General features: G+C 53.7%; 25 protein-coding genes and 1 riboswitch. Of the genes, 10 read left to right on the top strand and 15 right to left on the bottom strand.

Annotation, left to right across the window (positions count from 1 at the left end; all coding sequences use genetic code 11):
- Positions 1-93: 93 nt before the first annotated feature.
- Positions 94-309, bottom strand: coding sequence for a 30S ribosomal protein S21 (gene rpsU, locus JSN25_RS02105; protein WP_001144069.1), 216 nt, complete (start codon positions 307-309; stop codon positions 94-96).
- A 236-nt stretch (positions 310-545) separates the two neighbouring features.
- Here rpsU and tsaD point away from each other — a divergent pair, with 236 nt between their 5' ends.
- Positions 546-1,559: a tRNA (adenosine(37)-N6)-threonylcarbamoyltransferase complex transferase subunit TsaD gene (gene tsaD / locus JSN25_RS02100; protein WP_042311072.1), complete on the top strand. Its 1,014-nt coding sequence runs from the start codon at positions 546-548 to the stop codon at positions 1,557-1,559.
- Between the two features lie 87 nt (positions 1,560-1,646).
- On the opposite strand, the gene ureG is transcribed toward tsaD, so the two are convergent.
- The 10 genes from ureG to ttdA form a co-directional block, all read right to left on the bottom strand.
- Positions 1,647-2,264, bottom strand: a complete 618-nt coding sequence (gene ureG / locus JSN25_RS02095) for an urease accessory protein UreG (protein ID WP_038633986.1) — start codon at positions 2,262-2,264, stop codon at positions 1,647-1,649.
- A gap of 9 nt (positions 2,265-2,273) precedes the next feature.
- Positions 2,274-2,945, bottom strand: coding sequence for an urease accessory protein UreF (locus JSN25_RS02090; RefSeq protein WP_038633984.1), 672 nt, complete (start codon positions 2,943-2,945; stop codon positions 2,274-2,276).
- The gene (gene ureE, locus JSN25_RS02085; protein ID WP_042311069.1) at positions 2,945-3,403 is read right to left on the bottom strand and encodes an urease accessory protein UreE; all 459 of its coding nucleotides are present in this window, start codon (positions 3,401-3,403) and stop codon (positions 2,945-2,947) included. Before ureE ends, JSN25_RS02090 begins: the two co-directional genes overlap by 1 nt.
- Positions 3,404-3,412: 9 nt before the next feature.
- On the bottom strand, positions 3,413-5,116 hold the full coding sequence (ureC, locus tag JSN25_RS02080; RefSeq protein ID WP_204525414.1) for an urease subunit alpha: 1,704 nt from the start codon (positions 5,114-5,116) through the stop codon (positions 3,413-3,415).
- The gene (locus JSN25_RS02075) at positions 5,109-5,429 is read right to left on the bottom strand and encodes an urease subunit beta (protein ID WP_204525413.1); all 321 of its coding nucleotides are present in this window, start codon (positions 5,427-5,429) and stop codon (positions 5,109-5,111) included. The genes ureC and JSN25_RS02075 overlap by 8 nt, the downstream gene beginning before the upstream one ends.
- Before the next feature lie 9 nt (positions 5,430-5,438).
- Positions 5,439-5,741 carry an urease subunit gamma gene (locus tag JSN25_RS02070; protein WP_137398602.1) on the bottom strand — a complete coding sequence of 101 codons (303 nt, stop codon included), beginning with the start codon at positions 5,739-5,741 and terminating at the stop codon, positions 5,439-5,441.
- Between the two features lie 10 nt (positions 5,742-5,751).
- Positions 5,752-6,576, bottom strand: coding sequence for an urease accessory protein UreD (locus tag JSN25_RS02065; RefSeq protein WP_199979407.1), 825 nt, complete (start codon positions 6,574-6,576; stop codon positions 5,752-5,754).
- A gap of 123 nt (positions 6,577-6,699) precedes the next feature.
- Positions 6,700-8,163, bottom strand: a complete 1,464-nt coding sequence (locus JSN25_RS02060) for an anion permease (protein ID WP_069324355.1) — start codon at positions 8,161-8,163, stop codon at positions 6,700-6,702.
- A 48-nt stretch (positions 8,164-8,211) separates the two neighbouring features.
- A complete protein-coding gene (gene ttdB / locus JSN25_RS02055; RefSeq protein ID WP_006688017.1) occupies positions 8,212-8,817 on the bottom strand; it encodes a L(+)-tartrate dehydratase subunit beta in 606 nt (201 codons plus the stop codon).
- Positions 8,814-9,722, bottom strand: a complete 909-nt coding sequence (gene ttdA, locus JSN25_RS02050) for a L(+)-tartrate dehydratase subunit alpha (protein WP_038633966.1) — start codon at positions 9,720-9,722, stop codon at positions 8,814-8,816. Before ttdA ends, ttdB begins: the two co-directional genes overlap by 4 nt.
- Positions 9,723-9,934: 212 nt before the next feature.
- Here ttdA and ttdR point away from each other — a divergent pair, with 212 nt between their 5' ends.
- A complete protein-coding gene (ttdR, locus tag JSN25_RS02045; protein WP_069324353.1) occupies positions 9,935-10,867 on the top strand; it encodes an L-tartrate utilization transcriptional activator TtdR in 933 nt (310 codons plus the stop codon).
- A 47-nt stretch (positions 10,868-10,914) separates the two neighbouring features.
- Here ttdR and plsY read toward each other — a convergent pair whose 3' ends face one another.
- Positions 10,915-11,532, bottom strand: coding sequence for a glycerol-3-phosphate 1-O-acyltransferase PlsY (gene plsY, locus JSN25_RS02040; protein WP_003828443.1), 618 nt, complete (start codon positions 11,530-11,532; stop codon positions 10,915-10,917).
- 106 nt (positions 11,533-11,638) lie between these two features.
- Here plsY and folB point away from each other — a divergent pair, with 106 nt between their 5' ends.
- From folB to JSN25_RS02025, 3 genes are all read left to right on the top strand, one after another.
- Entirely contained in the window at positions 11,639-12,007 is a 369-nt protein-coding gene (gene folB, locus JSN25_RS02035) for a bifunctional dihydroneopterin aldolase/7,8-dihydroneopterin epimerase (protein ID WP_038633959.1), read from the top strand.
- An 86-nt stretch (positions 12,008-12,093) separates the two neighbouring features.
- Positions 12,094-12,912, top strand: a complete 819-nt coding sequence (bacA, locus tag JSN25_RS02030; RefSeq protein WP_085048716.1) for an undecaprenyl-diphosphate phosphatase — start codon at positions 12,094-12,096, stop codon at positions 12,910-12,912.
- 278 nt (positions 12,913-13,190) lie between these two features.
- Positions 13,191-15,281 carry a glycosyl hydrolase family 18 protein gene (locus JSN25_RS02025; protein WP_137347609.1) on the top strand — a complete coding sequence of 697 codons (2,091 nt, stop codon included), beginning with the start codon at positions 13,191-13,193 and terminating at the stop codon, positions 15,279-15,281.
- A gap of 48 nt (positions 15,282-15,329) precedes the next feature.
- Here JSN25_RS02025 and JSN25_RS02020 read toward each other — a convergent pair whose 3' ends face one another.
- Entirely contained in the window at positions 15,330-16,562 is a 1,233-nt protein-coding gene (locus tag JSN25_RS02020) for a multifunctional CCA addition/repair protein (RefSeq protein WP_121529559.1), read from the bottom strand.
- Between the two features lie 62 nt (positions 16,563-16,624).
- Positions 16,625-17,245 carry a TIGR04211 family SH3 domain-containing protein gene (locus JSN25_RS02015; protein ID WP_038633948.1) on the bottom strand — a complete coding sequence of 207 codons (621 nt, stop codon included), beginning with the start codon at positions 17,243-17,245 and terminating at the stop codon, positions 16,625-16,627.
- 242 nt (positions 17,246-17,487) lie between these two features.
- Here JSN25_RS02015 and JSN25_RS02010 point away from each other — a divergent pair, with 242 nt between their 5' ends.
- From JSN25_RS02010 to glgS, 4 genes are all read left to right on the top strand, one after another.
- A complete protein-coding gene (locus JSN25_RS02010; RefSeq protein ID WP_038633946.1) occupies positions 17,488-18,789 on the top strand; it encodes a CYTH domain-containing protein in 1,302 nt (433 codons plus the stop codon).
- 47 nt (positions 18,790-18,836) lie between these two features.
- The gene (gene glnE / locus JSN25_RS02005) at positions 18,837-21,677 is read left to right on the top strand and encodes a bifunctional [glutamate--ammonia ligase]-adenylyl-L-tyrosine phosphorylase/[glutamate--ammonia-ligase] adenylyltransferase (protein WP_204525412.1); all 2,841 of its coding nucleotides are present in this window, start codon (positions 18,837-18,839) and stop codon (positions 21,675-21,677) included.
- Between the two features lie 59 nt (positions 21,678-21,736).
- Entirely contained in the window at positions 21,737-23,170 is a 1,434-nt protein-coding gene (gene hldE / locus JSN25_RS02000) for a bifunctional D-glycero-beta-D-manno-heptose-7-phosphate kinase/D-glycero-beta-D-manno-heptose 1-phosphate adenylyltransferase HldE (protein WP_038633941.1), read from the top strand.
- Positions 23,171-23,536: 366 nt separating this feature from the next.
- A complete protein-coding gene (gene glgS, locus JSN25_RS01995) occupies positions 23,537-23,743 on the top strand; it encodes a cell surface composition regulator GlgS (protein ID WP_087856824.1) in 207 nt (68 codons plus the stop codon).
- Between the two features lie 33 nt (positions 23,744-23,776).
- Here glgS and ubiK read toward each other — a convergent pair whose 3' ends face one another.
- On the bottom strand, positions 23,777-24,073 hold the full coding sequence (gene ubiK / locus JSN25_RS01990; protein ID WP_038633935.1) for a ubiquinone biosynthesis accessory factor UbiK: 297 nt from the start codon (positions 24,071-24,073) through the stop codon (positions 23,777-23,779).
- A 132-nt stretch (positions 24,074-24,205) separates the two neighbouring features.
- A riboswitch (FMN riboswitch) is annotated at positions 24,206-24,356 on the top strand.
- Between the two features lie 106 nt (positions 24,357-24,462).
- Here ubiK and ribB point away from each other — a divergent pair.
- Positions 24,463-25,116: a 3,4-dihydroxy-2-butanone-4-phosphate synthase gene (gene ribB / locus JSN25_RS01985; protein WP_038633931.1), complete on the top strand. Its 654-nt coding sequence runs from the start codon at positions 24,463-24,465 to the stop codon at positions 25,114-25,116.
- Positions 25,117-25,192: the final 76 nt, after the last annotated feature.

The raw sequence follows: 25,192 nt of genomic DNA, 5'->3' as shown, positions 1-25,192 counted from the left end.
ATGTATAAACGAAAATAAGCCGCGCATTCCTTCCGGAAGCACGGCCTTACAACTACAACTCAGTCTGAATTGAGAGCTTTAGCTCTCAATGAATTAGTACAGACGAGTACGGCGTGCGTTTTCGCGAGCCAGTTTCTTCGCGTGACGTTTCACAGCAGAAGCTTTAGCGCGCTTACGTTCGGTAGTCGGTTTTTCATAGAACTCACGACGACGAACTTCCGCCAGAACACCTGCTTTTTCGCATGAACGCTTGAAGCGACGCAGTGCTACGTCGAACGGCTCGTTTTCACGTACTTTAATTACCGGCATGTAACTCTCACCTTTAATAAATTCGGTTTGCCGCTGGCATCAACGCCAGCTTATTTCAAAATGGTGCGGAATTTTACTGCAATTGCTGCTGCTTTGTAAAGCACCCACGCGATTTTGAAAGGGACTTTTATAAGGACAAGGAGTATACACGAGGCATGCGCCTGGGGCGAACAAAGTTTTACATCAACCCGCATTGGTCCTACACTGCGCGGTAATAGAGCGAGGTAAAACAAGTCATGCGTGTACTGGGTATTGAAACATCCTGCGATGAAACCGGCATCGCCATTTACGACGATGAAAAAGGTCTTTTAGCCAACCAATTGTATAGTCAGGTGAAATTACACGCTGACTACGGCGGCGTAGTGCCAGAACTGGCCTCGCGCGATCACGTACGTAAAACCGTACCGCTGATTCAGGCCGCGCTGAAAGAAGCGGGACTCACGGCAAAAGAGATCGATGCGGTGGCGTACACCGCAGGTCCTGGTCTGGTTGGCGCGCTGCTGGTCGGCGCAACCGTAGGACGTTCACTGGCGTTCGCCTGGGACGTGCCGGCAATTCCTGTGCACCATATGGAAGGGCATCTGCTGGCGCCGATGCTGGAAGAGAATCCTCCTGCTTTTCCGTTCGTCGCGCTACTGGTTTCCGGCGGGCACACGCAATTGATCAGCGTCACCGGTATCGGTCAGTATGAATTACTGGGCGAATCGATTGATGATGCGGCAGGTGAAGCGTTCGACAAAACCGCCAAGCTGCTGGGGCTGGATTATCCTGGCGGCCCAATGCTGTCTAAGCTGGCGTCACAGGGTGTGGAAAAACGCTTTGTCTTCCCGCGTCCGATGACCGACCGTCCGGGACTGGATTTCAGCTTCTCCGGCCTGAAAACCTTCGCCGCGAATACGATTCGTAATAACGAAAATGACGATCAAACGCGTGCAGATATTGCCCGAGCGTTTGAAGATGCGGTGGTTGATACGCTGATGATCAAGTGCAAACGCGCGCTGGATCACACCGGTTTTAAACGTCTGGTGATGGCGGGGGGCGTGAGCGCTAACCGCACGCTGCGCGCGAAGCTTGCCGAAATGATGCAAAAACGCCGCGGCGAAGTGTTCTATGCACGCCCGGAATTTTGTACCGACAACGGGGCGATGATCGCCTATGCGGGTATGGTGCGTTTTAAAGCGGGCGCAACGGCGGATCTTGGCGTGACCGTACGTCCACGCTGGCCGCTGGCGGAATTACCGGCGGCGTGAGTTTTTTGCCCGGTGGTGGCTTTACTTACCGGGCCAACAAAACCGTAGGCCGGGTCAGGCGAAGCCGCCTCCCGGCGATAAACTACGCTACACCCGCAACATTCCTTTCTCTTCCAGAAACGCAATAATCGTCGCCAGACCGTCGCCCGCCTTCAGGTTAGTAAACGTCCACGGACGCTCGCCGCGCATGCGCAGGGTATCGCGTTCCATCACCTCCAGCGAAGCGCCTACGTAAGGGGCCAGATCGGTTTTGTTGATCACCAGAAAATCGGATTTGGTGATCCCCGGCCCGCCTTTACGCGGGATCTTCTCGCCTTCGGCAACGTCAATCACGTAGATTGTCAGATCCGCTAATTCCGGGCTGAAGGTGGCGCTCAGGTTATCGCCGCCGCTTTCCACAAAAATCAGATCCAGGTTGCCGAATTTCTCGCTCAGCGCTTCGACCGCGGCCAGATTCATCGACGCATCTTCGCGGATGGCGGTATGTGGACAGCCGCCAGTTTCCACACCAACTATTCTGTCCGGTTCCAGGGCGCCTGCTTCGGTGAGAATGCGCTGATCTTCTTTGGTGTAGATATCGTTAGTCACGACCGCCAGTTGATAGCTGCTGCGCATGGCTTTGCATAACGCTTCCAGCAGCGCCGTTTTGCCGGAGCCAACCGGGCCGCCAACGCCCACGCGCAGGGGATGCTTGTAATCACTCATTTTTTCTCCTCAGGAACGGAATAAGCGGGAATATTGGGTTTCATGCCGGGCAGACGCGATGGCGGCTAACGGCGTTGCGGATCCGAGGCTGGCATCAGGACACGCCAGCGCTTGTGCCAGACCTTGCGCGTAACGATCGCCAAGCGAAATAATCAACCGCTGCGCCGCCTGCTGGCCAAAGGGAACCAGTTTGACGCCTGCCATCACTGCGCTCTCAATCCAGCTGTAGCCGAGGCTTAATGCCAGGTTCGTCAGGGGGATTTTCCAGCGTACGCCCAGCCAGGCCATGCCGCACAGCTGGCTGTCGGTAAAGAGCGTGCGCCATTCCCGGGAACAGTCTGGTTCCCAGTCGGTGACCAGCCGCGTAAAGGCGATGCCCCGGCTGCGTTCTTCATCCCGCAGTTCGCGGGTTTCCCGACAGGCCAGCAGGTAAGCGGTCCAGCGGCGCGCGGCGGCGAGATCGTCCTGCTCACAGGCGCGATACAATCTCGCCAGCAGCGGTAAGTCGACGGTAAAAAAGTTGTGCTCCATCTGCTGAATTTGCCAGTCAGAGAAGTCATCGACGCTTTTCACCCAGCCGATTTCCACCGCCCACTCCAGACCCTGAGACCAGGTAAACGATCCCACCGGGAGACTGCTGCTGGCGAGCTGCATCAGGCGCAGCTGTTGGGTGCTATGCATCAGTGCGCATGGCCGTGATGATGCCCGTGTGACTCGCTCGCATAGGCACCCGCTTCCGGCTCAAACGGCAACTGGGCAAACGCCACCTCGAGGTTGAACTGGCGCAACATATCGTCCAGCACATGATCGTGGTGGTAGCGCAGTTCATCGGGCAGGATCTGCAACGGTACGTGGCGATTACCAAGGTGGTAACAGGCTTTGGCGAGCAAAAAAGGGTCGGCGCAGCGCACGACGGAAACCGACTCCGGCGCGGCGATCACTTCGATCACCTCGCGGCCATCGTCGGTAGTCAGCAGATCGCCGCCGCGTAACAGTAAACCGCGCGGTAGCATTAATCCGGCTTCGCGGCCATCGCTCAGCGCCACTCTGGCGCGGCTTTTTACGCGAACATCAATGGGTAGCGTGACGCTTGCGGTGACGCGGTGGGCGTGGTCAAGGCGTTGGGTCAGGTAGATCATCCTCACTCCTTAAAACAGGAAATAGCGTTGCGCCATCGGCAAAACGTCTGCCGGGTCGCTGGTAATCAGTTCACCATCAATGCGTACCTCGTAGGTCTGGGCATCGACGGTGATATTAGGCTGCAGAGCGTTGTGGATCATGTCAGCCTTTTTTACCGTCCGGCAGCCTTTGACGACGGCGATAGCGCTTTGCAAATTAAGTTGCTGCGGGACGTTTTGCGCGTCGGCAGCCTGTGAAATAAAAGTCAGACGGGTTTGATGCCGCGCTGCGCCAAGCGCGCCGAACATCATGCGGTAATGCACCGGCTGCGGGGTAGGGATTGAGGCGTTGATATCACCCATCGGCGCGCAGGCGATCATCCCGCCCTTCACGATGGTCGCCGGTTTTACGCCAAAAAAGGCCGGCGACCACAGCACCAGGTCGGCCAGTTTACCGGGCTCAACCGAGCCGACTTCGTGGGCGATACCGTGGGTCAACGCCGGATTGATGGTGTACTTGGCGATGTAGCGTTTAACACGCTGATTGTCGTTGTCGCCGATTTCTTCTGCCAGCGGACCACGCTGAACCTTCATGCGGTGCGCCACCTGCCAGGTACGTAGGATCACTTCGCCCACGCGCCCCATTGCCTGTGAATCGGACGAGGTCAGGGAAAATGCGCCAATATCATGCAGCACATCCTCGGCAGCGATCGTTTCCTGGCGAATGCGCGATTCGGCGAAGGCGACGTCTTCAGCGATATCCGGATCGAGATGGTGGCAGACCATCAACATGTCGAGATGCTCGTCGATGGTGTTGACGGTATAAGGCAGCGTCGGGTTGGTGGAGGAGGGCAAAATATTCGGATGTGCGCAGGCGGTGATGATATCCGGCGCATGGCCGCCACCTGCGCCTTCGGTATGGAAGGTATGAATGGTGCGATCGCCGATCGCTGCCAGCGTATCCTCAACAAAACCGGACTCATTGAGCGTGTCGCTGTGCAGCGCCACCTGAATGTCCATTTCGTCGGCCACGGTCAGCGCACAGTCGATAGCGGCAGGCGTGGCGCCCCAGTCTTCGTGGATCTTCAGGCCAATGGCGCCGGCAGTGATTTGCTCGCGCAGGGCGTCAGGGTTTGAACCATTGCCTTTGCCCAGCAAACCGATGTTAACCGGCAACGTGTCTGCCGCCTGCAGCATGCGGGCGATGTACCACGGGCCCGGTGTGCAGGTGGTGGCATTGGTGCCTGCGGCCGGACCAGTACCGCCGCCGATCATCGTCGTCACGCCTGAAACCAGCGCTTCTTGCGCCTGCTGCGGGCAGATCCAGTGAATATGCGTATCCACGCCGCCCGCGGTGACGATCTTGCCTTCTCCGGCGATGACTTCTGTTCCTACGCCTATCGGGATTGTGACATTGGGCTGAATATCGGGATTACCCGCTTTGCCGATGGCGAAGATCCTGCCGTCTTTGATGCCGATATCCGCTTTGACGATCCCCCAGTGATCAACGATCAGCGCGTTGGTTATCACCAGATCCACACACGCCTGGGCGCGCATTTGTCCCTGGCCCATACCGTCGCGGATCACTTTTCCGCCGCCGAATTTGACCTCTTCGCCGTAGGTGGTGAAGTCTTTTTCTACCTCGATCCACAGGTCAGTATCCGCCAAACGTACTTTATCGCCGATGGTTGGGCCAAACATGTCGGCGTACGCCTGGCGGGAAATGTTACTCATTATCTGCCTCCAGCGCGCCCATCACTTCACTGCGAAAACCCACCATCCTTTGTGCGCCAGCGACGCGCACCAGTTTGACTTCGCGCTTTTGCCCCGGTTCAAAACGTACCGCTGTACCTGCGGCAATGTTCAGACGAAAGCCCCGCGTAGCTGCCCTGTCAAAGCGCAGCGCTGGGTTCACCTCGTAAAAGTGATAGTGCGATCCCACCTGGATGGGTCTGTCGCCGTGATTCTCCACTACGATCGTGCAGGTTTCGCGCCCCTGATTGATCGCAATGTTGCCTGCTGAGATCTGATACTCACCTGGGATCATTGCCGCTCCTTAGACGATCGGGTTGTGGACGGTGACCAGTTTCGAACCGTCCGGGAATGTGGCTTCAACCTGAATATCCGGGATCATCTCTGGTACGCCTTCCATCACCTGATCGCGGCGCAGCACGTGACGCCCGTTTTCCATCAGCGCGGCCACGGTTTGCCCGTCGCGCGCCCCTTCCATGATGAAAGCGCTAATCAGCGCCACTGATTCCGGGTAATTCAGCTTCAGTCCGCGGGCCAGGCGACGTTCTGCCACCAGCGCGGCGGTAAACAGCAACAGCTTGTCTTTTTCTCTGGGGGTCAGTTCCATAATGGGCCTCTTAGGTTTGCCAGATTCGCGGTAGCATGGGCGCTTTGTGTGTCAGCAGCGGGCGCAGAAATTGCCAGATGTCACGCATAACGCGCTGAACAATCAGGTTGTCGTTCGCCAGAAAGCGGATTGTCAGCAGCGAGTCGTTAAGCGTTGCCCCGGCATAATCCCCCAATGGCGTAAGCCGCTCGCGCGTTCCCTCCAGCATGTGTTCATTGGCCGGGTAACACAGCAACGTACCAATCCAGGGATGATGTGCGACGCCGCTCAGATTCCCTGCCTGCACCTGCAAACGCTCTATCAGTAGCGGTTGCCCATCCCGCCACACTTCCAGACGGTTTTGTAGCGTGCCGTGGCTGAACGTTTCCTGCATGACAGGGCGTCCGAGACACAGCAGATCCCAGGCCAGCAAATGGCTTGCGGACGTCAGATGAAATACGGACTGGACGGTGGCATTAGCGCCGGGAAAGAAGATCGTATCCTGCGGCAGCCACTCCAGCGTGGCGTGCGGGGCGAGCGTGAAATGCTGGCGTAGCAACGCCTGCGGCCCACGGCTGCGATAAAATTTTCCCGCGCCGGGCTGAGTGATTAACGCATGGCTGTTTTCATCGAGTGATACGGAAATATGTAGCTCATCCCCGCCGACGATCCCGCCAGGTGGATGAAGCAAATAGAGGTGACATACCTCTTCTTCGGGATAAAACGGACGTTGAACCGTCAAAGGTCCATAGTGACGCGCCGAGGCGAGCACCGTTTTGTGCCCGGTGCGGGTAAAGTGCAGATCCAGTTCGGCCTGCCAGCCTCGTGTGAGTGTCTCGTGCGCCAGCGTGTCCAGAGCGTTTCCCTTATCAGCATGAGGGTGTTTGCGTACAAAAAAGTATGCCTCAGCACATCGGGAAATCGATCATATGAGAAGCTTATGGATAAAGGGGCGACAAGACGTCGCCCCAATGGGATTTTACTGTAAAACGAGAGGCATCCAGACCAGACCGGTGATCACCAGCAGCACGAGGAAAATCAGGCCAAAAATAGCGCCCAGCCGCCAGTAGTCAACCGTTGGCAAATAGCCGCTGCCGTAGTAGATAGGGCTTGGGCCGGTGGCGTAGGGAGTCAGAATACTGCCCAGGCCAATAGCGGCGCCGACCATCAGACAGAAGACCGGCAACGGGATTTCCGGCATCGCCAACGCGGCGGCGATCATCATTGGCGCAAGGGCGGAGGTATACGCCGTGGCGCTGGCAAAGAAGTAGCGCAGTAAATAAAAGACCACGATGAGCGCCACCATCACCATGATCGGTGAATAGCCGCTCAGCCCGTTTGCCAGCAGCTTGCCGAACCAGGTAATAAAACCGGTGTTATTCAGCCCGGTCGCCAGGGTTATTAACGAGGCCAGCCAGAAAAAGACGTTCCATGCGGCTTTATTGCTGACGATGTCATCCCAACTGATGATGCGCAGTACCAGCATCAATGCCACCACGCTGTAACCGACCATTGCGGCGTCAATATAATCGCCACCGAAGATCCACAACACCAGCGCGCCGACCATCAGCCCGAGCATCTTTTTCTCACGTGCGCAGAGCGGTCCCATCGCTTTTAATTCTGTATCCGCCCAGCGCGGCACCTGATCACCGGATTTCAGCACCGGCGGGTACAACACATATGCCAGCCAGGGCACGATCAGCACCAGTAAAATGCTCAGCGGCAGCATACCCAAGAACCAGTCGCCCCAACTGAGCGCCGTATGAGATGCGCCTTTCATCAGGCCGATCAGCAGCAGGTTCGGCGCCATCGCCGTTAAGAAAATCGCGCTGGTGACGCAGTCGGCGACAATGCCCATCCACATGATGTAGGAGCCAATAGAACGTGAACTGGCGTCATTGGGCTGTGAGTTATACAGCGGCGGCAGGTTGCGGATAATCGGGTAGATTATCCCGGCCCCGCGCGCGGAGTTGGAAGGCGTGACGGGGGCGAGGATAAGCTCGGAGAACATCACCGCGTAACCGAGGAATAACGTCCGGTGCCCCATCTTTTTCACTAACATCAGCGCGATACGCCGACCGAGACCGGTTTTCTCATAGCCGGTACCAAACATAAAGGCCGCGAAAATCAGCCAGATCACCGAGTTAGAAAAGCCAGAAACGGCCCACGACAGCGATTTGGCGGTAAATTTAAAACCGTCCTGCGCGAGTTGTTCCGGGCTGAACAGGATCCACGGTGAAAGTACGGCGATGATCGAAATACCAATCATCGCTACGACCGCGCCGGGTACAGGTTCCAGAATGAGCCCCACAATCACACCGGTAAAGACGGCAAAATAGAGCCAGGTGTGGCTCTCAAGACCGGTGGGGACGGGTAAAACAGCAATAATGGCGATGACCACCAGCGGAGCCAGGTATCGCCACCAACCAGCTAAAGGTGCCATTGTGATATCCCTGCGAAAGGGGAGAGGCTCTGTGCCTCTCCGGAAGGGTTATTTGATGTAGTGCACGTGCTCGCAAATCTCTTCCACGATGGGATCGCGGCGTTCAGCGAACAGCTTTTTGTTTTCGGCGATCAGGTTGTTGCCGTGGGTGTCGATGGACACAATCAGCGGGCCGAACTCTTTGACCCGACATACCCACAAGGATTCCGGCATGCCCAGCTCCGTCCAGTGCACTTCTTCAATCTCTTCAACCTGAGTGGCCGCCAGTACGGCGCAACCTGCCGGGAAGATCACATGCAGCGCTTTGAACTGCTTGCAGCCTTCTTCTGTCAACGGTCCCATACCGCCTTTACCGACCACCAGCTTGACGCCGGTCTGCTCGATAAACTCTTTCTCAAAAGCTTCCATACGCATACTGGTGGTTGGACCGACGGAGACCATCTCCCATTTATCACCGTTCTTACGCACGATTGGGCCTGCGTGGAAAATAGCCTTGCCGTTCAGATCATAAGGAATTGGGCGCTTCAGTTCGATCAGGCGACGGTGGCACACGTCGCGGCAGGTCACCAGCGTACCGCTCAGGTAAATGACATCGCCAACGCGAATATCTTCCAGATCTTCGGCTTTAATCGGGGTGGTGAGGATCTTTTTCATAACGCGCTCCGGGTGTGAGACAGATTTTCGAAGGAGAGATCAGCATGAACCAACAGCGTGCCGCGACGGTGCGCCCAGCAGCCGGTGGAAACAGCAACGCCGATAGTCGACGGGTGGCGCGCGGCGGATTCGATATGCACGCCCATCACGGAGCTATTGCCGGTCAACCCCTGCGGACCAATACCCAGGCGGTTAAGTCCTTCTTCCAGACGCAGTTCCAGTTCGGCCGCTTTTGGGTTGGGATGACGTGAGCCGATAGGACGCAGCACCGCTTTACGGGAAAGCACTGCGGCAGTTTCTACTGAGGTGGCAATGCCTACGCCCACCAGCACCGGCGGGCAGGCGTTAACGGCCAACGTGGAGATATTTTCGAAGACAAATTTCACTACGCCTTCGTAGCCTTCTGAAGGCATTAACACTTTCGAGCGTCCTGGCAGGGTACAGCCGCCGCCTGCCATGTAGACTTCGATTTCCGCGTCATCATTGTCAGGAATGATGTCCCAGGTAACCCACGGCACACCGGTGCCGGTATTTTTGCCGGTATTCACTTCGTCAAAAATCTCTACCGCGTTATGGCGCAGCGGCGCTTTGACCGTGGCGTCTTCAACGGCTTGTTTCAGGATGCTTTGCAGCTCACCCAACAGCGGAAAACGGGAACCGACCTTTACAAAGAACATAATCTCGCCGGTGTCCTGGCAGGCCGGACGGTTCAGATCAATCGCCTTCTGCATGTTGTCAAACATGGTGTGGTAGATGATTTTACCCATCGGCGAGTCTTCGCCTTCCCGCAACTGTTTTAATTTATCCACCACGTCGTCGGGCATACGGGTAGAAATCATGGCGGTAAAGTTCGCGACAATGTTTGTCAGCGTATTTATCGCATTTTGGTTATTTTGATTGCTCATCTTGTAAACTCCAGTTCTTTTATTTTCTGGAAATAAATTCTCCGCCACAAACTATCACTAAAAGTGTGGTTTTATATTATTTGCCACTGTGAATATCCAATTAACAGTTCGTGAATGATGTCCAGGTAAGGCAATAAAAATTGCGCAAAGGCAGGGTTTAATATGCGTGAGGGAATTACACTGCGGTTAACAACATTACGGATATACCGACCATGCTGAACACGTATCCCCTGGCGAAAGACCTGCAGGTGCTGGTTGAAATTGTTCATAGCGGCAGCTTTAGCGCCGCTGCCGCCACGCTGGGGCAGACGCCTGCGTTTGTGACAAAACGTATTCAAATTCTCGAATCCACGCTGGGGACGACGTTGCTTAACCGCTCTGCGCGCGGCGTGGCGTTAACGGAAAGTGGTCAACGTTGCTATGAACATGCGCAGGCGATCCTCGCGGGCTACCAGCATCTGGTTGATGACGTCACGCAAATCAAAACGCGCCCGGCGGGGATGATTCGTATCGGCTGTAGCTTTGGCTTTGGGCGCAGCTATATTGCGCCGGCCATTACCGAACTGATGCATAGTTATCCTGAGTTACAGGTGCATTTTGAGCTTTACGATCGGCAAATTGATTTGGCGCAGGATAATATCGATTTAGATATTCGTATTAATGATGAAATCCCTGATTATTATATTGCGCATTTGTTAACGAAAAACAAAAGAATATTGTGTGCGGCCCCGACCTATTTACAAAAATATGGCGAGCCGATGACGCTACAGGAATTAAGTCGGCACGATTGTCTGGTCACCAAAGAACGCGATATGACCCACGGAGTGTGGGAGCTGGATAACGGTCAGGAGAAAAAATCGGTCAAGGTAGCCGGGCATCTTTCATCGAACAGCGGTGAGATTGTGTTGCAGTGGGCGCTGCAGGGAAAAGGGATCATGTTGCGTTCCGAATGGGACGTACAACCGTTTCTGGCAAGCGGTGAACTGGTGCGTGTACTTCCGGACTATGCACAGAGCGCCAATATCTGGGCGGTTTATCAGGAGCCGCTGTATCGCAGCGTGAAGCTTCGCGTGTGTGTGGAGTTTCTGGCGACGTGGTGCCAGCACAGATTAGGCAAGCCAGTGGAAGGGTATCAAATCCCGTAGGTTGCAGGCCGGATAAGACGCTTTAGCGTCGCCATCCGGCAGTACCGTCACTCAGGATCTCTTTCGCGTTTTTTCTTCAGTTTAGTCCAGATCTTCGGCTCCTGACGGCGCCACAGACGCTGAATGTTGTCATGGTGACGTAGCAGAATTAAGCACGATAACATGGAAACCGGGAAAGTGAACTGGGGATTAAACCACCAGACATAAAAGGGAGCGATCAGCGCGCTGACGATAGCGCCCAACGACGAATAGCCGCTGAGCAAGACGGTCAGCAGCCAGGTTCCCGCCATTACGCCCGTTAAGTCCCAACCAATTGGCGCAATTGCGCCAAAGGCGGTGGCAACGCCTTTCCCACCCTTAAAGCCGAAGAATACCGGCCAGATGTGTCCCAGACAGGCAGCGATCGCTATCAATCCCAGCCAGAAGGGGCTGACGCCTAGCGCATAGGCGCCCCAGACGGGTAACATGCCTTTCAGTACGTCGAAAATCAGTACGGCGACGGCGGCTCCCTTACCACCGATGCGCAGCACGTTTGTCGCGCCCGGATTGCCGGAGCCGCTGTCACGCGGGTCCGGCAATCCAGCGAGGCGGCATACCAGAATGGCACTGGAAATAGAGCCGCAGAGGTACGCGAAGATAATCATTCCAGGCGCGATTGCACTCATAAGCTGTTCCGTTTTGAAAATGTCGTGTAAAACGCTACTTCTATGGATAATACGCATATTTCGCCGGAAGTGGTATCCGGGTTAGTCAAAAAGCAGGCGGGTCGTGATGGATATTGTATTTATAGAGCAACTTTCAGTAATCACCACTATCGGTGTTTACGACTGGGAACAAACGATCGAGCAAAAATTGGTGTTCGATATCGAAATGGCATGGGATAACCGTAAATCGGCTAAAAGCGATGATGTCGCTGATTGCCTGAGCTATGCTGATATTGCTCAAACGGTTGTTAATCATGTGGAAGGCGGACGTTTTGCGCTGGTAGAGCGCGTAGCGGAAGAAGTGGCGGACCTCCTGCTGAGTCGCTTTAATTCCCCATGGGTGCGTATCAAACTCAGTAAGCCTGGCGCGGTGGCGCGTGCGGCAAACGTCGGGGTTATCATTGAGCGTGGCAATAATCTGAAAGAAAATAATTAATTTAATAATTTCTAAAACAAACAGGTATAAAAGGGTCCTTTCGTCGGCTCTTTTTTGCCGTGGTTTCTTTATGTAGGGGTTTATTGATGAGTGATATGCACTCGCTGCTGGTGGCGGCAATTTTGGGTGTGGTCGAAGGTTTGACGGAGTTTTTACCCGTTTCCAGTACCGGCCATATGATTATTGTTGGCCACCTGTTGGGTTTTGAGGGTGATACCGCAAAAACATTTGAAGTGGTGATCCAACTGGGCTCTATTCTGGCCGTTGTGGTGATGTTCTGGCGACGTCTGTTTGGCCTGATTGGCATTCACTTTGGCAAAGCCCCACACGAAGGTACTGGCAAAGGTCGGTTGACGCTGGGTCATATCCTGCTCGGGATGATTCCGGCCGTTGTCCTGGGGCTGATTTTCCACGATACCATCAAATCTCTGTTTAACCCGATCAACGTGATGTATGCGCTGGTGGTAGGGGGCCTGCTGCTGATAGCCGCAGAATGCCTGAAGCCGAAAGAGCCGCGCGCGCCGGGGCTGGATGATATGACCTATCGCCAGGCGTTTATGATCGGTTGTTTCCAGTGTCTGGCGTTGTGGCCGGGTTTTTCCCGCTCCGGGGCGACGATTTCTGGCGGTATGCTGATGGGGGTGAGTCGTTACGCGGCATCTGAGTTTTCTTTCCTACTGGCGGTGCCGATGATGATGGGCGCGACCGTCCTGGATCTCTACAAGAGCTGGTCTTTCCTCAGCGCGTCAGATATTCCGATGTTTGCAGTCGGTTTCGTGACAGCGTTTATCGTGGCGCTGGTGGCGATCAAAACCTTCCTGCAACTGATTAAACGCATCTCGTTTATTCCGTTTGCGATTTACCGCTTTATTGTTGCGGCCGCCGTCTATGTGGTCTTTTTCTGAATAATTTGATGAAAACATCCTGTTTGTTTACAGGATGTTTTCATTTTTAAAATGAATAATCCGCTTTAATTAATATACTGTATATAATTGTTGTGCCAGCATTCTATGGTACAGATGATTTATATGGGAAATTAATTCATCACTTTAATCTTATTTTTAATTAAACACTGCATAAAAAGTTGTATGCTTTATTTTCTTTGTTAAATAATGTGACTGCAGCAAAGTTAAATTTACATATATTTGTTTCTTAAATGGATGGCGTTTGAATGGAGTAAGTTATGAAATTAAACAAGATTGCACAGTCAGTTATTTTTGCCGCCATAGGGGTTCCTTTCCTGGCATCTGCGGCTTCTGTTACGCATAACGATGATACCAATAGTTTTTCTGGCCTTGATGCCTGGATGATGATTTCGAAAGATTTGGGAAATACCTGGGAAGCCTATACTGACGAAAGTCAGAATAACTTTCCGGGTTCAACCTATGGAATTATTGCCGCCAAAGATGAGCTTGCTATTATATCTCAGCCTTATGATCCAAACTCTACCTATAGAGGTGGAGAGAAAGTTCGCTTCCTGGGCTATTACTGGACGGCGCAATGGTGGGTTGATCAAGGGGTTAGTCCTTCCACGGATTCTGTATGGAAAAAGGGCGATAAAGTCAATTTTAACATTTACTCAGAATTTCAGTTTACCCCTTATACAGGGCAGAAAGCGGAAGAACTGCAAAATAGTGAGAAGAAAAGGGTTAAATCACAGCGCAAAGTGATTGGCTATTTTCCTGAATGGGGGGTTTACGAGGCGCATAATTACTTTACCCCCGATAAGGTGAACTATAAGGGCCTGAGCCATCTTAACTATGGTTTTGCCGTAGTTAAAAACGGTGTAGTGACGATGCATGATACTACGCAGGCGCCTAATTTAATGCGTGAGCTTGACAAGCTTACAGAAAAAAATAATGTCACGTTTATGCTTTCTGTTGGTGGTTGGGATAACTCACAGGAAGGCGTGTTTGAAGCGGCAACTCGCACAGATGAAGGCGTTGAGAAGTTGGCGAACAGCATGGTCGATTATGTCCATGCATGGAATTTTGATGGTCTGGATATTGACTGGGAGTATCCGGACAACGACAGCGAAAAAGCGCAGTTTACTAAACTTATCAAATCATTACGCGCCAAACTTGATGAGCAGGGGCGCAAAGACGATAAGTACTATCAACTTTCTGCCGCTGTCACAACCAACCATAACAATGTGGCTTATATTAACCCGGCTGTCACCGCAGATTACCTCGACAGTATCAACGTGATGGCATACGACATTCACGGCGCTTTTGATGCAAAAACGGGCCACAATGCTCCGCTTTTCGCCAATCAAAAAGATGACGATCAGAAGTTGAATGTCTCCTCTGCGATGAGTGAATATGCGGATGTTTGGCAGATTCCTAAAGAAAAATTAATGATGGGCGTTCCATATTACGGAAGAGGATGGGGGTCTGTTCCTGCTACACAAATTGAAGCGGGACTGCCGGGGCTATTCGCGCCGGGTGAGGCGTCTGTAAAAGGCGCATGGGATGATGAGGGGCAATATACTGGCACCAACCCGTGGTATGTTCTGAAAGAAAAACTAGCCAGTGGCGAATACAAACGGTATTGGGATCCGCAGTCACATGTTCCTTATTTATATAGCGTAGGCAGTCAGGAGTTTTTAACCTATGATGATCCGCAATCTATTCGTGAAAAAGTAGATTACATCAACCAGCAAGGATTTGGTGGTGCGATTATCTGGGATATCAGTGGCGATACGGCAGATTATGAGTTAGGAAATATTGTTGATGATATTCTGACTACCTCAGTTGCAAAAGAGAAAGGTGCAACGCTCTACACTGATATAAATTATCTGGGTGATGATATTCAGACTAATGATGATATTTCATGTTTAGCCGATGTTAAATCCGCAACAGGCAAAAAAATGAATGACACTATCTCTTCAGTAAAAATTGCTGAGGGTAGTTTGGGTGTGAATGCTTTTACAAACTGTAATTATTCGGGGACAAAAATAGCGCTTCTGGAAAGTAACTCCGCGCTGAGTAGTGGTAATAATGCGATATCATCCGTAAAAATTATCAAGGCAATTGCTTACGAGGACTACGGACTGGAAGGGCGTTCTCTTGTTATGGATGGTGACATTAAGGATCTGTCAACTTACAGCCTCAATGATGCGCTATCTTCAATTCAGGTCGCTCAGGGTTACAAAGCCCGGCTATATGCAAACGGGAATTATAAAGGCAATTATATCGATATCACGGCCGGCAGTGCCGCAATACGTGATGGCTTTAATGATAAAGTTTCTTCTATTCAATTTATCAAAGAATAATTCCGTCTGATAAGAGCTCTACTTGCCCCTTTACAGGGGCAAGTTTTTTTAACCGATCGCCTTTTCTTGCTTCCAGGTGGCCACCGCCGCAATACGACGACGGGTCAATTCCTCGCGAATCGCCTGACCTTTGAATCCTGCCTCAACGACGTCTTTCGTTGGCACCGCCTGCGCAACCTGCCAGGCTTCACGCAACAGCCTGCCTTGCGGATAATCCGCCGCTTCAAAGCCGGTACGCCCACGCACGTCTGCCTCGCTGGTCAGAGCGATTTGCTCCACGCGCTGTGGTTTACGCCAGGCATCGATGGAATCAAACAGCTTAACGATGGTTTTTGGCTGCAGGATTGGGAAGGTATGAATGAGATCGTGGAACTCTGCCACCAGTTTGGCTAAATCACGGATGTCATTTGGTACGCGCAGGCGTTGACACAGTTGCTCGACCAACTTGACGCCCGCCGGACCATGACCGTGATGGCGTGGCCACAGCGCTTTAGGCGTTAATGCTTTGCCAAGATCGTGGCACAACGTGGCAAAGCGCACGTCGACCTCGGGGCTTAACATGGCGGCCATCGACAGCGTCATCAGGGTGTGAATACCGGTATCGATTTCCGGGTGCCACTTCGCGGGCGCTGGAACGCCGAACAGGGCATCAACTTCAGGAAACAGAACGCGCAGCGCACCGCAGTCGCGCAGAACCTGAAAGAACACCTGGGGATTACGGGTAGTTAAGGCGTTTTCCGTTTCTTTCCACACCCGCTCTGACGTCAGATGTTCCAGTTCACCGGCAGCGGTCATGTCGCGCATCAATGTCATGGTTTCGTCAGCGATACGAAAACCGAGGTGCGCATAGCGGGCAGCAAAGCGCGCCACGCGCAGTACGCGCAGCGGATCTTCGCTAAAGGCGGGAGAAACATGGCGCAGCAGACGGTTTCGCAGATCGCTGCCTCCGTTATACGGGTCGATAATCTTCCCGTCGTCATCGCGGGCCATTGCGTTGATGGTCAGGTCGCGACGTTGAAGATCGTCCTCCAGCGTTACATCCGGCGCGGCGTAACAGGTGAACCCGGTATACCCCGAGCCTGATTTACGCTCGGTTCGCGCCAGCGCATACTCTTCCCGGGTTTGCGGATGCAGAAACACGGGAAAATCGCGGCCTACCTGCTGGTAGCCCGCATCGAGCATTTCTTGTGGCGTGGCGCCGACAACGACCCAATCTTTATCTTTAACCGGTAGCCCTATTAACGCATCCCGAACAGCACCACCGACCAGATAAATCTTCACGCCACTTTCCTTTTGAAAAAAATCATCCCTTAATCATATGTCAGTGTGGCGGAGAAGGCGATTCAGTTCATCCAGCGATCTTTGCGTTTACGGCTTGGGATCATGTGCGGTAGAACCAGGCCGAGCAGCAGACCAAGACCCAGCACGCCGCCGCCGTACATAAACCACTGCATGATGATGGTGCGCTGTTTGTCATCAAGCTGCAGGTTGGCTGCGCTCACCTTCTTTTGCGCCACGATAAGTTCGTTTTTCAGCTTCTGATTTTCTTGTTTCAGCCCGTCGATCACGCTGTCGCTTTGCGACACTTTTTGCTGCATATCGGCGGTGCGCTGATTCCACGTAGTATCGATATTATTGAGCTTATCTGTCAGCGTCTTAACCTGGTTTTCCAGATCGGGAACGCGGGTACGCAGGCTTGGCGTACTGTTCAGCTCTTTCAGTGGGATCCAGGCGGTACGTCCGGTGCTGTCTTTCACCTGGGCATAGTTGGTGTTGGCATCGGTCTGTAATAGCGTGACTTCCTCGCCGGCGTTAACCGTACCCACGAGGCGATAATTATCTCCCGGACCGCTGCGGACCCAGGTGTTCAGTTCGTCAGAGACATAGCGCTTTTCTTCGGCATGTGAGACTGCAGTGGCGCTAAGTGCGAGTAAAGTTAATCCAATCAGGCGTAATTTTGGCATCAGGCTGTCGTTATTGTCATAGAAAGTGGAACGATAGTAGTGGCATCAGTGTCTCTACGCAAAGCATTCGACATCAATCGGAATCATCTGTGTCCTTTTTGCCACCACCCGAAACTTTTACGCCCGTCAAATTGCTCGTTGCATGGCAATTTGGCGCAAAATACTATCTACTTGACCATTAAGAACGAACTTAGTTCGCAGTCAGTTTTCTCAACTGTGACATAACCCATAAGTACAAGACCATGGCCCAGGAAATCGAATTAAAATTTATCGTCAATAGTGATGCTGTAGATGCGCTACGTGAGCGTTTGAATACGCTGGGAGGAGAGCATCACGCGCCCAGCCAGTTGCTGAATATCTACTACGAAACGCCGGATGCCTGGTTGCGTGGTCACGATATGGGCCTGCGTATTCGCGGGGAAAACGGTCATTATGAAATGACCATGAAAATTGCCGGACGGGTAACGGGCGGTCTGCATCAGCGACCAGAATATAACGTTGCGCTGAGCACGCCTGAGCTGGATCTCGCCCTGTTTCCCGCTGAAGTCTGGCCTGATGGCAAGCTACCCACGGAACTCGCTTCTCAGGTGCAGCCGCTGTTTAGCACCGATTTTTACCGTGAAAAATGGTGCCTTGATGTTGACGGTAGCCGGATTGAGATAGCCCTCGACCTTGGGGAAGTGAAAGCGGGCGAGTTTGCTGAGCCTATCTGTGAGCTTGAACTGGAACTGCTAAGCGGCGATACCCGTGCGGTATTGAAGCTGGCAAATCAGCTGGTTTCGCAAACCGGTTTACGTCAGGGCAGCCTGAGCAAAGCGGCGCGTGGCTATCATTTGGCTCAGGGGAATGCGCCGCGTGAACTCAAACCGACGCGCATTTTGCGGGTTCCGGCGAAGGCGAGCATCGAGCAAGGTCTGGAAGCGGCGCTGGAGCTGGCATTATCCCAGTGGCAGTACCATGAAGAGCTGTGGGTACGCGGCGTCAAGGGGGCGAAATCCGAGGTACTGGCGGCAATGGACCTGGTGCGCCACATTCTGATGCTGTTTGGCGGTAATGTGCCACGAAAAGCGAGCGCTCACTTACGTGATTTGCTGACCCAGTCGGAAGCAATCATGGCGTCGGACGTTTCTGCCGTTTCGGCGGTTTACAGCACACAAACGGCGATGGCAAAACTGGCGCTGACCGAATGGCTGGTAACCAAAGGATGGCAGCCGTTCCTTGATGCGAAGGCGCAGGGTAAAATTGCCGACTCCTTTAAGCGTTTCTCAGATATTCATCTCTCGCGCCATGCCGCCGAACTGAAAACCGCTTTTGCTCAGCCGCTGGGCGATCGCTATGCCGATCAGCTTCCACGCCTGACGCGCAACATTGATAGCATGCTGATGCTGGCGGGATATTATGACGAAAATGTCGCCTCGGAATGGATCGCCAACTGGCAGGGCCTGCGACACGCCATTGCGGCCAACCAATATATAGAAATCGAACACTTCCGTAATGAGGCAATCGCGCTGGAACCGTTCTGGCTGCACAGCGGAAAACGATAATCAGGACTGAGGCCGCCATCTGGCGCTATTCAAAGGATAACTCATAAATGAAGCAGCTCTCTTCACCGTTACAGCAGTACTGGCCGACCGTTGTTGAGCGGCTGCCAACAGCAATATCTGAGTCCTCGCTTAGCGTGCAGGCGAAGTCAGTGCTTACATTCAGTGATTTTGTTCGCGACAGCCTTATTGCCCATCCTGAATGGCTGGTCGAGCTGGAAACCGCAGCGCCTCAGGCGGACGAATGGCGACACTATGCCGCCTGGTTACAGCAGGCGTTGACCGACGTCAGCGATGAAAACACGCTGATGCGTGAGCTACGCCTGTTTCGCCGTCGCATTATGGTGCGTATCGCGTGGGCGCAGACGCTGTCGCTGGTGACGGAAGAGAGTATCTTGCAGCAGCTAAGCCATCTGGCTGAAACGCTGATCGTTGCCGCGCGTGACTGGTTATACGCCGCCTGCTGTCGAGAATGGGGAACGCCTTGTAATCCAGAAGGTGTTGCGCAACCGCTGCTGATTTTAGGCATGGGGAAACTGGGCGGCGGCGAGCTGAATTTTTCCTCCGATATCGACCTGATTTTTGCCTGGCCGGAGCACGGCAGTACGCAGGGCGGGCGACGCGAGCTGGATAACGCGCAGTTCTTTACCCGTATGGGCCAGCGGCTCATCAAGGTCCTGGATCAGCCCACAATGGATGGCTTTGTTTATCGGGTGGACATGCGTCTACGCCCATTTGGCGACAGTGGTCCACTGGTGCTGAGCTTCTCCGCGCTGGAGGATTATTACCAGGAACAAGGCCGCGACTGGGAACGTTATGCAATGGTCAAAGCCCGCATTATGGGCGATGCCGATGGCACTTACGTCAATGAACTCCGCGCCATGCTGCGACCGTTTGTCTTCCGTCGTTATATCGATTTCAGCGTGATCCAGTCTCTGCGTAACATGAAAGGGATGATTGCCCGTGAAGTGCGCCGTCGCGGACTGAAGGACAACATTAAGCTGGGGGCGGGCGGTATTCGTGAAATCGAATTTATCGTGCAGGTATTCCAGCTTATTCGCGGCGGACGCGAGCCGTCGCTGCAATCCCGCTCACTGTTACCGACGCTGAGCGCCATCAAGGCGTTAAACCTGTTGCCAGACACCGATGCGGAGCAACTGCGCGCCGCCTATCTCTATTTACGCCGTCTGGAAAACCTGCTGCAAAGCATCAATGATGAACAGACCCAGACGCTGCCGGGTGATGAACTGAATCGTGCGCGGCTGGCGTGGGGAATGAACGTTGATGACTGGCAGCAGTTGACCGATGTGCTGGCGAGCCATATGCACAATGTGCGACGGGTATTTAACGAACTGATTGGCGATGACGAAGCCGAAACTCAGGAGGAGTCGCTGTCAGAACAGTGGCGCGAACTGTGGCAGGACGCCTTACAGGAAGATGACACCACGCCGGTGCTGACGCATCTGGCGGATGACGATCGGCGACGCGTCCTGTCACTGATCGCGGATTTCCGCAAAGAGCTGGATAAACGCACCATTGGCCCACGCGGACGCCAGGTGCTGGATCATCTAATGCCGCATCTGCTGAGCGATGTCTGTTCGCGTGACGACGCCTCAGTTCCGCTATCGCGCATTACGCCGCTGCTGGTGGGCATTGTCACCCGTACAACCTATCTGGAGCTGCTGAGCGAATTTCCCGGCGCGCTTAAGCACCTGATTTCACTCTGTGCCGCCTCGCCGATGGTCGCCAGCCAGCTGGCGCGCTATCCGCTGTTGCTCGACGAGCTGCTGGATCCGAACACGCTGTATCAACCCACGGCGACAGATGCCTACCGTGATGAGCTGCGCCAGTATTTACTGCGCGTGCCGGAAGATGACGAAGAGCAACAACTGGAAGCGCTGCGCCAGTTTAAGCAAACGCAGCTGTTGCGTATTGCCGCGGCTGATATCGCCGGAACGCTGCCGGTGATGAAGGTGAGCGACCACTTAACCTGGCTGGCGGAAGCTATGATTGATGCGGTAGTCCAGCAGGCGTGGACGCAGATGGTTGCTCGCTACGGGCAACCCACCCATCTTGGCGATCGCGAGGGACGCGGTTTTGCCGTGGTCGGCTATGGCAAGCTGGGCGGCTGGGAGTTGGGTTACAGCTCGGATCTCGATCTGATCTTCCTGCACGATTGTCCGATGGATGTAATGACGGATGGCGAACGTGAGATTGACGGGCGACAGTTCTATCTGCGTCTTGCGCAGCGCATTATGCACCTTTTCAGCACCCGTACCTCCTCCGGTATTTTGTATGAAGTGGATGCGCGGCTGCGTCCGTCCGGTGCGGCGGGGATGCTGGTAACTTCAGCGGATGCTTTCGCCGATTACCAGCGCAACGAAGCCTGGACATGGGAACATCAGGCGCTGGTGCGCGCGCGCGTAGTATACGGTGACCCTCAGTTGACCTCTCAGTTTGACGCGGTGCGTCGCGATATCATGACCCTCGTCCGCGACGGAAAAACCTTGCAAACCGAGGTGCGCGAAATGCGTGAGAAAATGCGTGCTCATTTAGGCAATAAGCATCGCGATCGTTTTGATATCAAAGCGGACGAAGGCGGCATTACCGATATTGAGTTCATTACGCAATACCTGGTGCTGCGCTATGCCCATGAAAAACCGAAGCTGACGCGTTGGTCGGATAACGTGCGCATTCTGGAATTACTGGCGCAAAATGACATTATGGAAGAGCAGGAGGCGCTGGCGCTTACCCATGCTTATACGACGCTGCGTGATGAACTTCACCATCTTGCCTTGCAGGAGCTTCCGGGCCATGTGGCGCCAGAGTGCTTTGAGGCTGAACGTACGCTGGTGCGCGACAGCTGGCAGAAGTGGCTGGTTGCCGAGTGAAGTGTGCTATTATCGCGCGCAAATTTTAAGACCCTCAGAGAATCTCTCAGGAGACAGGAATGAAAGTAACGCTGCCAGAGTTTGAACGTGCAGGAGTCATGGTTGTCGGTGATGTGATGCTGGATCGCTACTGGTACGGTCCTACCAGCCGTATTTCGCCTGAAGCGCCGGTTCCGGTGGTGAAAGTGGATACCATCGAAGAACGTCCCGGTGGCGCAGCAAACGTGGCGATGAACATTGCCTCCCTGGGAGCGAATTCGCGTCTGGTGGGCCTGACCGGTATTGACGACGCGGCGCGTGCGCTGAGCAAAACGCTGGCGGATGTGAACGTAAAATGTGATTTCGTCTCCGTACCAACCCATCCGACGATTACCAAACTGCGCGTACTTTCCCGTAACCAGCAACTGATTCGCCTGGATTTCGAAGAAGGTTTTGAAGGTGTGGATCCGCAGCCGTTGCACGAGCGTATTAATCAGGCGCTGGGTTCTATCGGCGCGCTGGTGCTCTCTGATTACGCCAAAGGCGCGCTGGCAAGCGTGCAGCAGATGATTGCGCTGGCGCGTAAGGCCGGAGTTCCGGTGCTTATCGATCCGAAAGGAACCGATTTTGAACGCTACCGTGGCGCTACGCTGCTGACGCCGAATCTGTCTGAGTTTGAAGCGGTTGTTGGTAAGTGCAAAAGCGAAGATGAGCTGGTGGAACGCGGCATGAAATTGATTGCTGATTTCGACCTTTCCTCTTTGCTGATCACGCGTTCCGAGCAGGGGATGACGCTGCTGCAACCGGGCAAAGCACCGCTGCATATGCCGACTCAGGCGCAGGAAGTGTATGACGTGACCGGCGCGGGCGATACGGTTATTGGCGTGCTGGCGGCGACGCTGGCGGCGGGTAACTCTCTGGAAGAAGCGTGCTACTTTGCTAACGCCGCAGCCGGTGTTGTCGTAGGTAAACTGGGGACTTCAACCGTTTCTCCCATTGAACTGGAAAACGCCGTGCGCGGTCGTGCAGATACTGGCTTTGGCGTGATGAGCGAATCTGAGCTGAAACAGGCCGTTGCCAGCGCCCGCAAGCGCGGTGAGAAAGTGGTAATGACCAACGGGGTGTTCGACATTTTGCATGCGGGGCACGTCTCCTATCTGGCAAACGCACGCAAGCTGGGCGATCGCTTGATCGTCGCGGTAAACAGCGATGCTTCGACCAAACGTCTGAAAGGCGAAACGCGTCCGGTCAACCCGCTGGAACAGCGGATGATCGTACTGGGCGCGCTGGAGGCCGTCGACTGGGTGGTCTCTTTTGAAGAAGATACACCGCAGCGTCTGATTGCGGGCATCCTGCCGGATCTGCTGGTAAAAGGCGGCGATTATAAGCCGGAAGATATTGCGGGCAGCAAAGAGGTGTGGGCGAACGGCGGTGAAGTGCTGGTGCTGAACTTCGAAGACGGATGCTCAACGACTAATATCATCAAAAAGATCCAAAAAGACAGCGATAAATAATCGCCGGGAAGTTTGCCGGATGGCGGTGGAAACACCTTATTCGACCTACGAGGTTGTGGGCCGGATAAAACGCGTGAGCGTTGCCATCCGGCATTTCTGTTTCTTATTCTTCAGTGGTTTTTTCAACAGGCTGTGGACTGTTTTTCAGCGGTTCAGCTTTACGATGACGCTCTGTCTCAAAGGCGCCGATTGTCGCGTTTTGCTACAGCATCTTTTCACTCTCCGCACGAGGCGTAGGTTTCATAGGAAAGTGTGAGCCTGGGCTATAAATTTGCGCACATTATGTACAAAACTATTTCGCGTATAGGGAAATACTGAAATCAGAAAAAGCATATGGCCTTAGCAGATATTCAATAACTGGAGGGTATGCTCATGCACAGCAACATGTATTCAATGAACAATTTCGATTTCCTGGCCCGCAGTTTTGCCAGGATGCAGGCTGAGGGCCACCCTGTTGATATCCAGGCCGTCACGGGCAATATGGATGAGGAACATCGTAGCTGGTTTTGTAAACGTTATGCGCTGTACTGCCAGCAGGCGACAGAGGCGAAGAAACTCGAACTGGAACACTAACAGAAAAACGGGCCTTGCGGCCCGTTGTCGTTTTTACTCTTGCGGATCGACTGAGGGGATCGCAGGGGCAGGCTTAACTTCTGCCGTTTTTTCACGCGCTTCCAGCTCAGTCAGGCGTTGTTCAAGCAGCGCCAACTTTTCACGGGTACGCAGCAAAACCTGAGTCTGCACATCAAACTCTTCACGGCTTACCAGGTCCAGACGGGTCAGTTGTGACTGCAGCGTTTGACGAATTTTCTTCTCGACGTCTTCCCCAAACTCCCGGATCCCTTTCGGCATCGACTCGTGAACCTGACGAGCAATCTGCTCAATTTTTTTCGGGTCAATCATTGTGGTTTCCCTGAACTGGTACGTGTTGCTGCTTATTGTAGTGCGAATGGGCGCAGGCATAAACCAGAATTGTGTGAAGCTAAGTCGAGTAAAGGCGTTGATGAAGGTAATCAATAGCGTTATAGTTAACCCGCTTATTCTCAGGGCGGGGCGAAATTCCCCACCGGCGGTAAATCAGCTTAATGCTGAAAGCCCGCGAGCGCTTTGGGTACAAACTCAAAGGTCAGCAGATCCGGTGTAATTCCGGGGCCGACGGTTAGAGTCCGGATGGGAGAGAGTAACGATCCAGTCGGGCATGGACCCGCTCACGTTATTTTTTTGCCGCTTAGACGGTACTCCTAAGACTGCCCTGATTCTGGTAACCATAATTTTAGTGAGGTTTTTTTACCATGAATCAGACGCTACTTTCCTCTTTTGGTACGCCTTTCGAACGTGTTGAACATGCGCTTTCTGCGCTGCGTGAAGGACGCGGTGTGATGGTGCTTGACGACGAAGATCGTGAAAACGAAGGCGATATGGTTTTCCCGGCAGAGACCATGACCGTTGAACAGATGGCGCTGACCATCCGTCACGGCAGCGGTATTGTTTGCCTGTGCATCACTGAAGACCGACGCAAACAGCTCGATCTGCCAATGATGGTGGAAAATAACACCAGTGCTTATGGTACCGGTTTTACCGTGACCATTGAAGCCGCAGAAGGCGTGACCACCGGCGTTTCCGCTGCAGACCGTGTCACTACGGTACGTGCGGCAATTAAGGATGGCGCAAAACCTTCCGATCTGAACCGCCCGGGACACGTTTTCCCGCTGCGCGCTCAGGCAGGCGGTGTGTTGACTCGCGGCGGTCACACTGAAGCCACCATCGATCTGATGACGCTGGCAGGCTTTAAACCCGCCGGTGTGCTGTGCGAACTGACCAATGACGATGGCACCATGGCGCGCGCGCCGGAGTGCATCGAATTTGCCGGCAAGCACAATATGGCTGTGGTCACTATCGAAGACCTGGTGGCTTACCGTCAGGCGCATGAGCGTAAAGCCAGCTAATTGCTCATTACCACGCTTGTCGTGCCAGGGATAAAAAAACCGAAGTCAGTTTTCTGGCTTCGGTTTTTTGTTATCG

The sequence above is a fragment of the Citrobacter cronae genome (genome assembly GCF_016893685.1).
Classification (GTDB): domain Bacteria; phylum Pseudomonadota; class Gammaproteobacteria; order Enterobacterales; family Enterobacteriaceae; genus Citrobacter; species Citrobacter werkmanii.
Note: the sequence above shows the minus strand (reverse complement) of the source record. Positions and strands in the feature narration are given on the sequence as shown.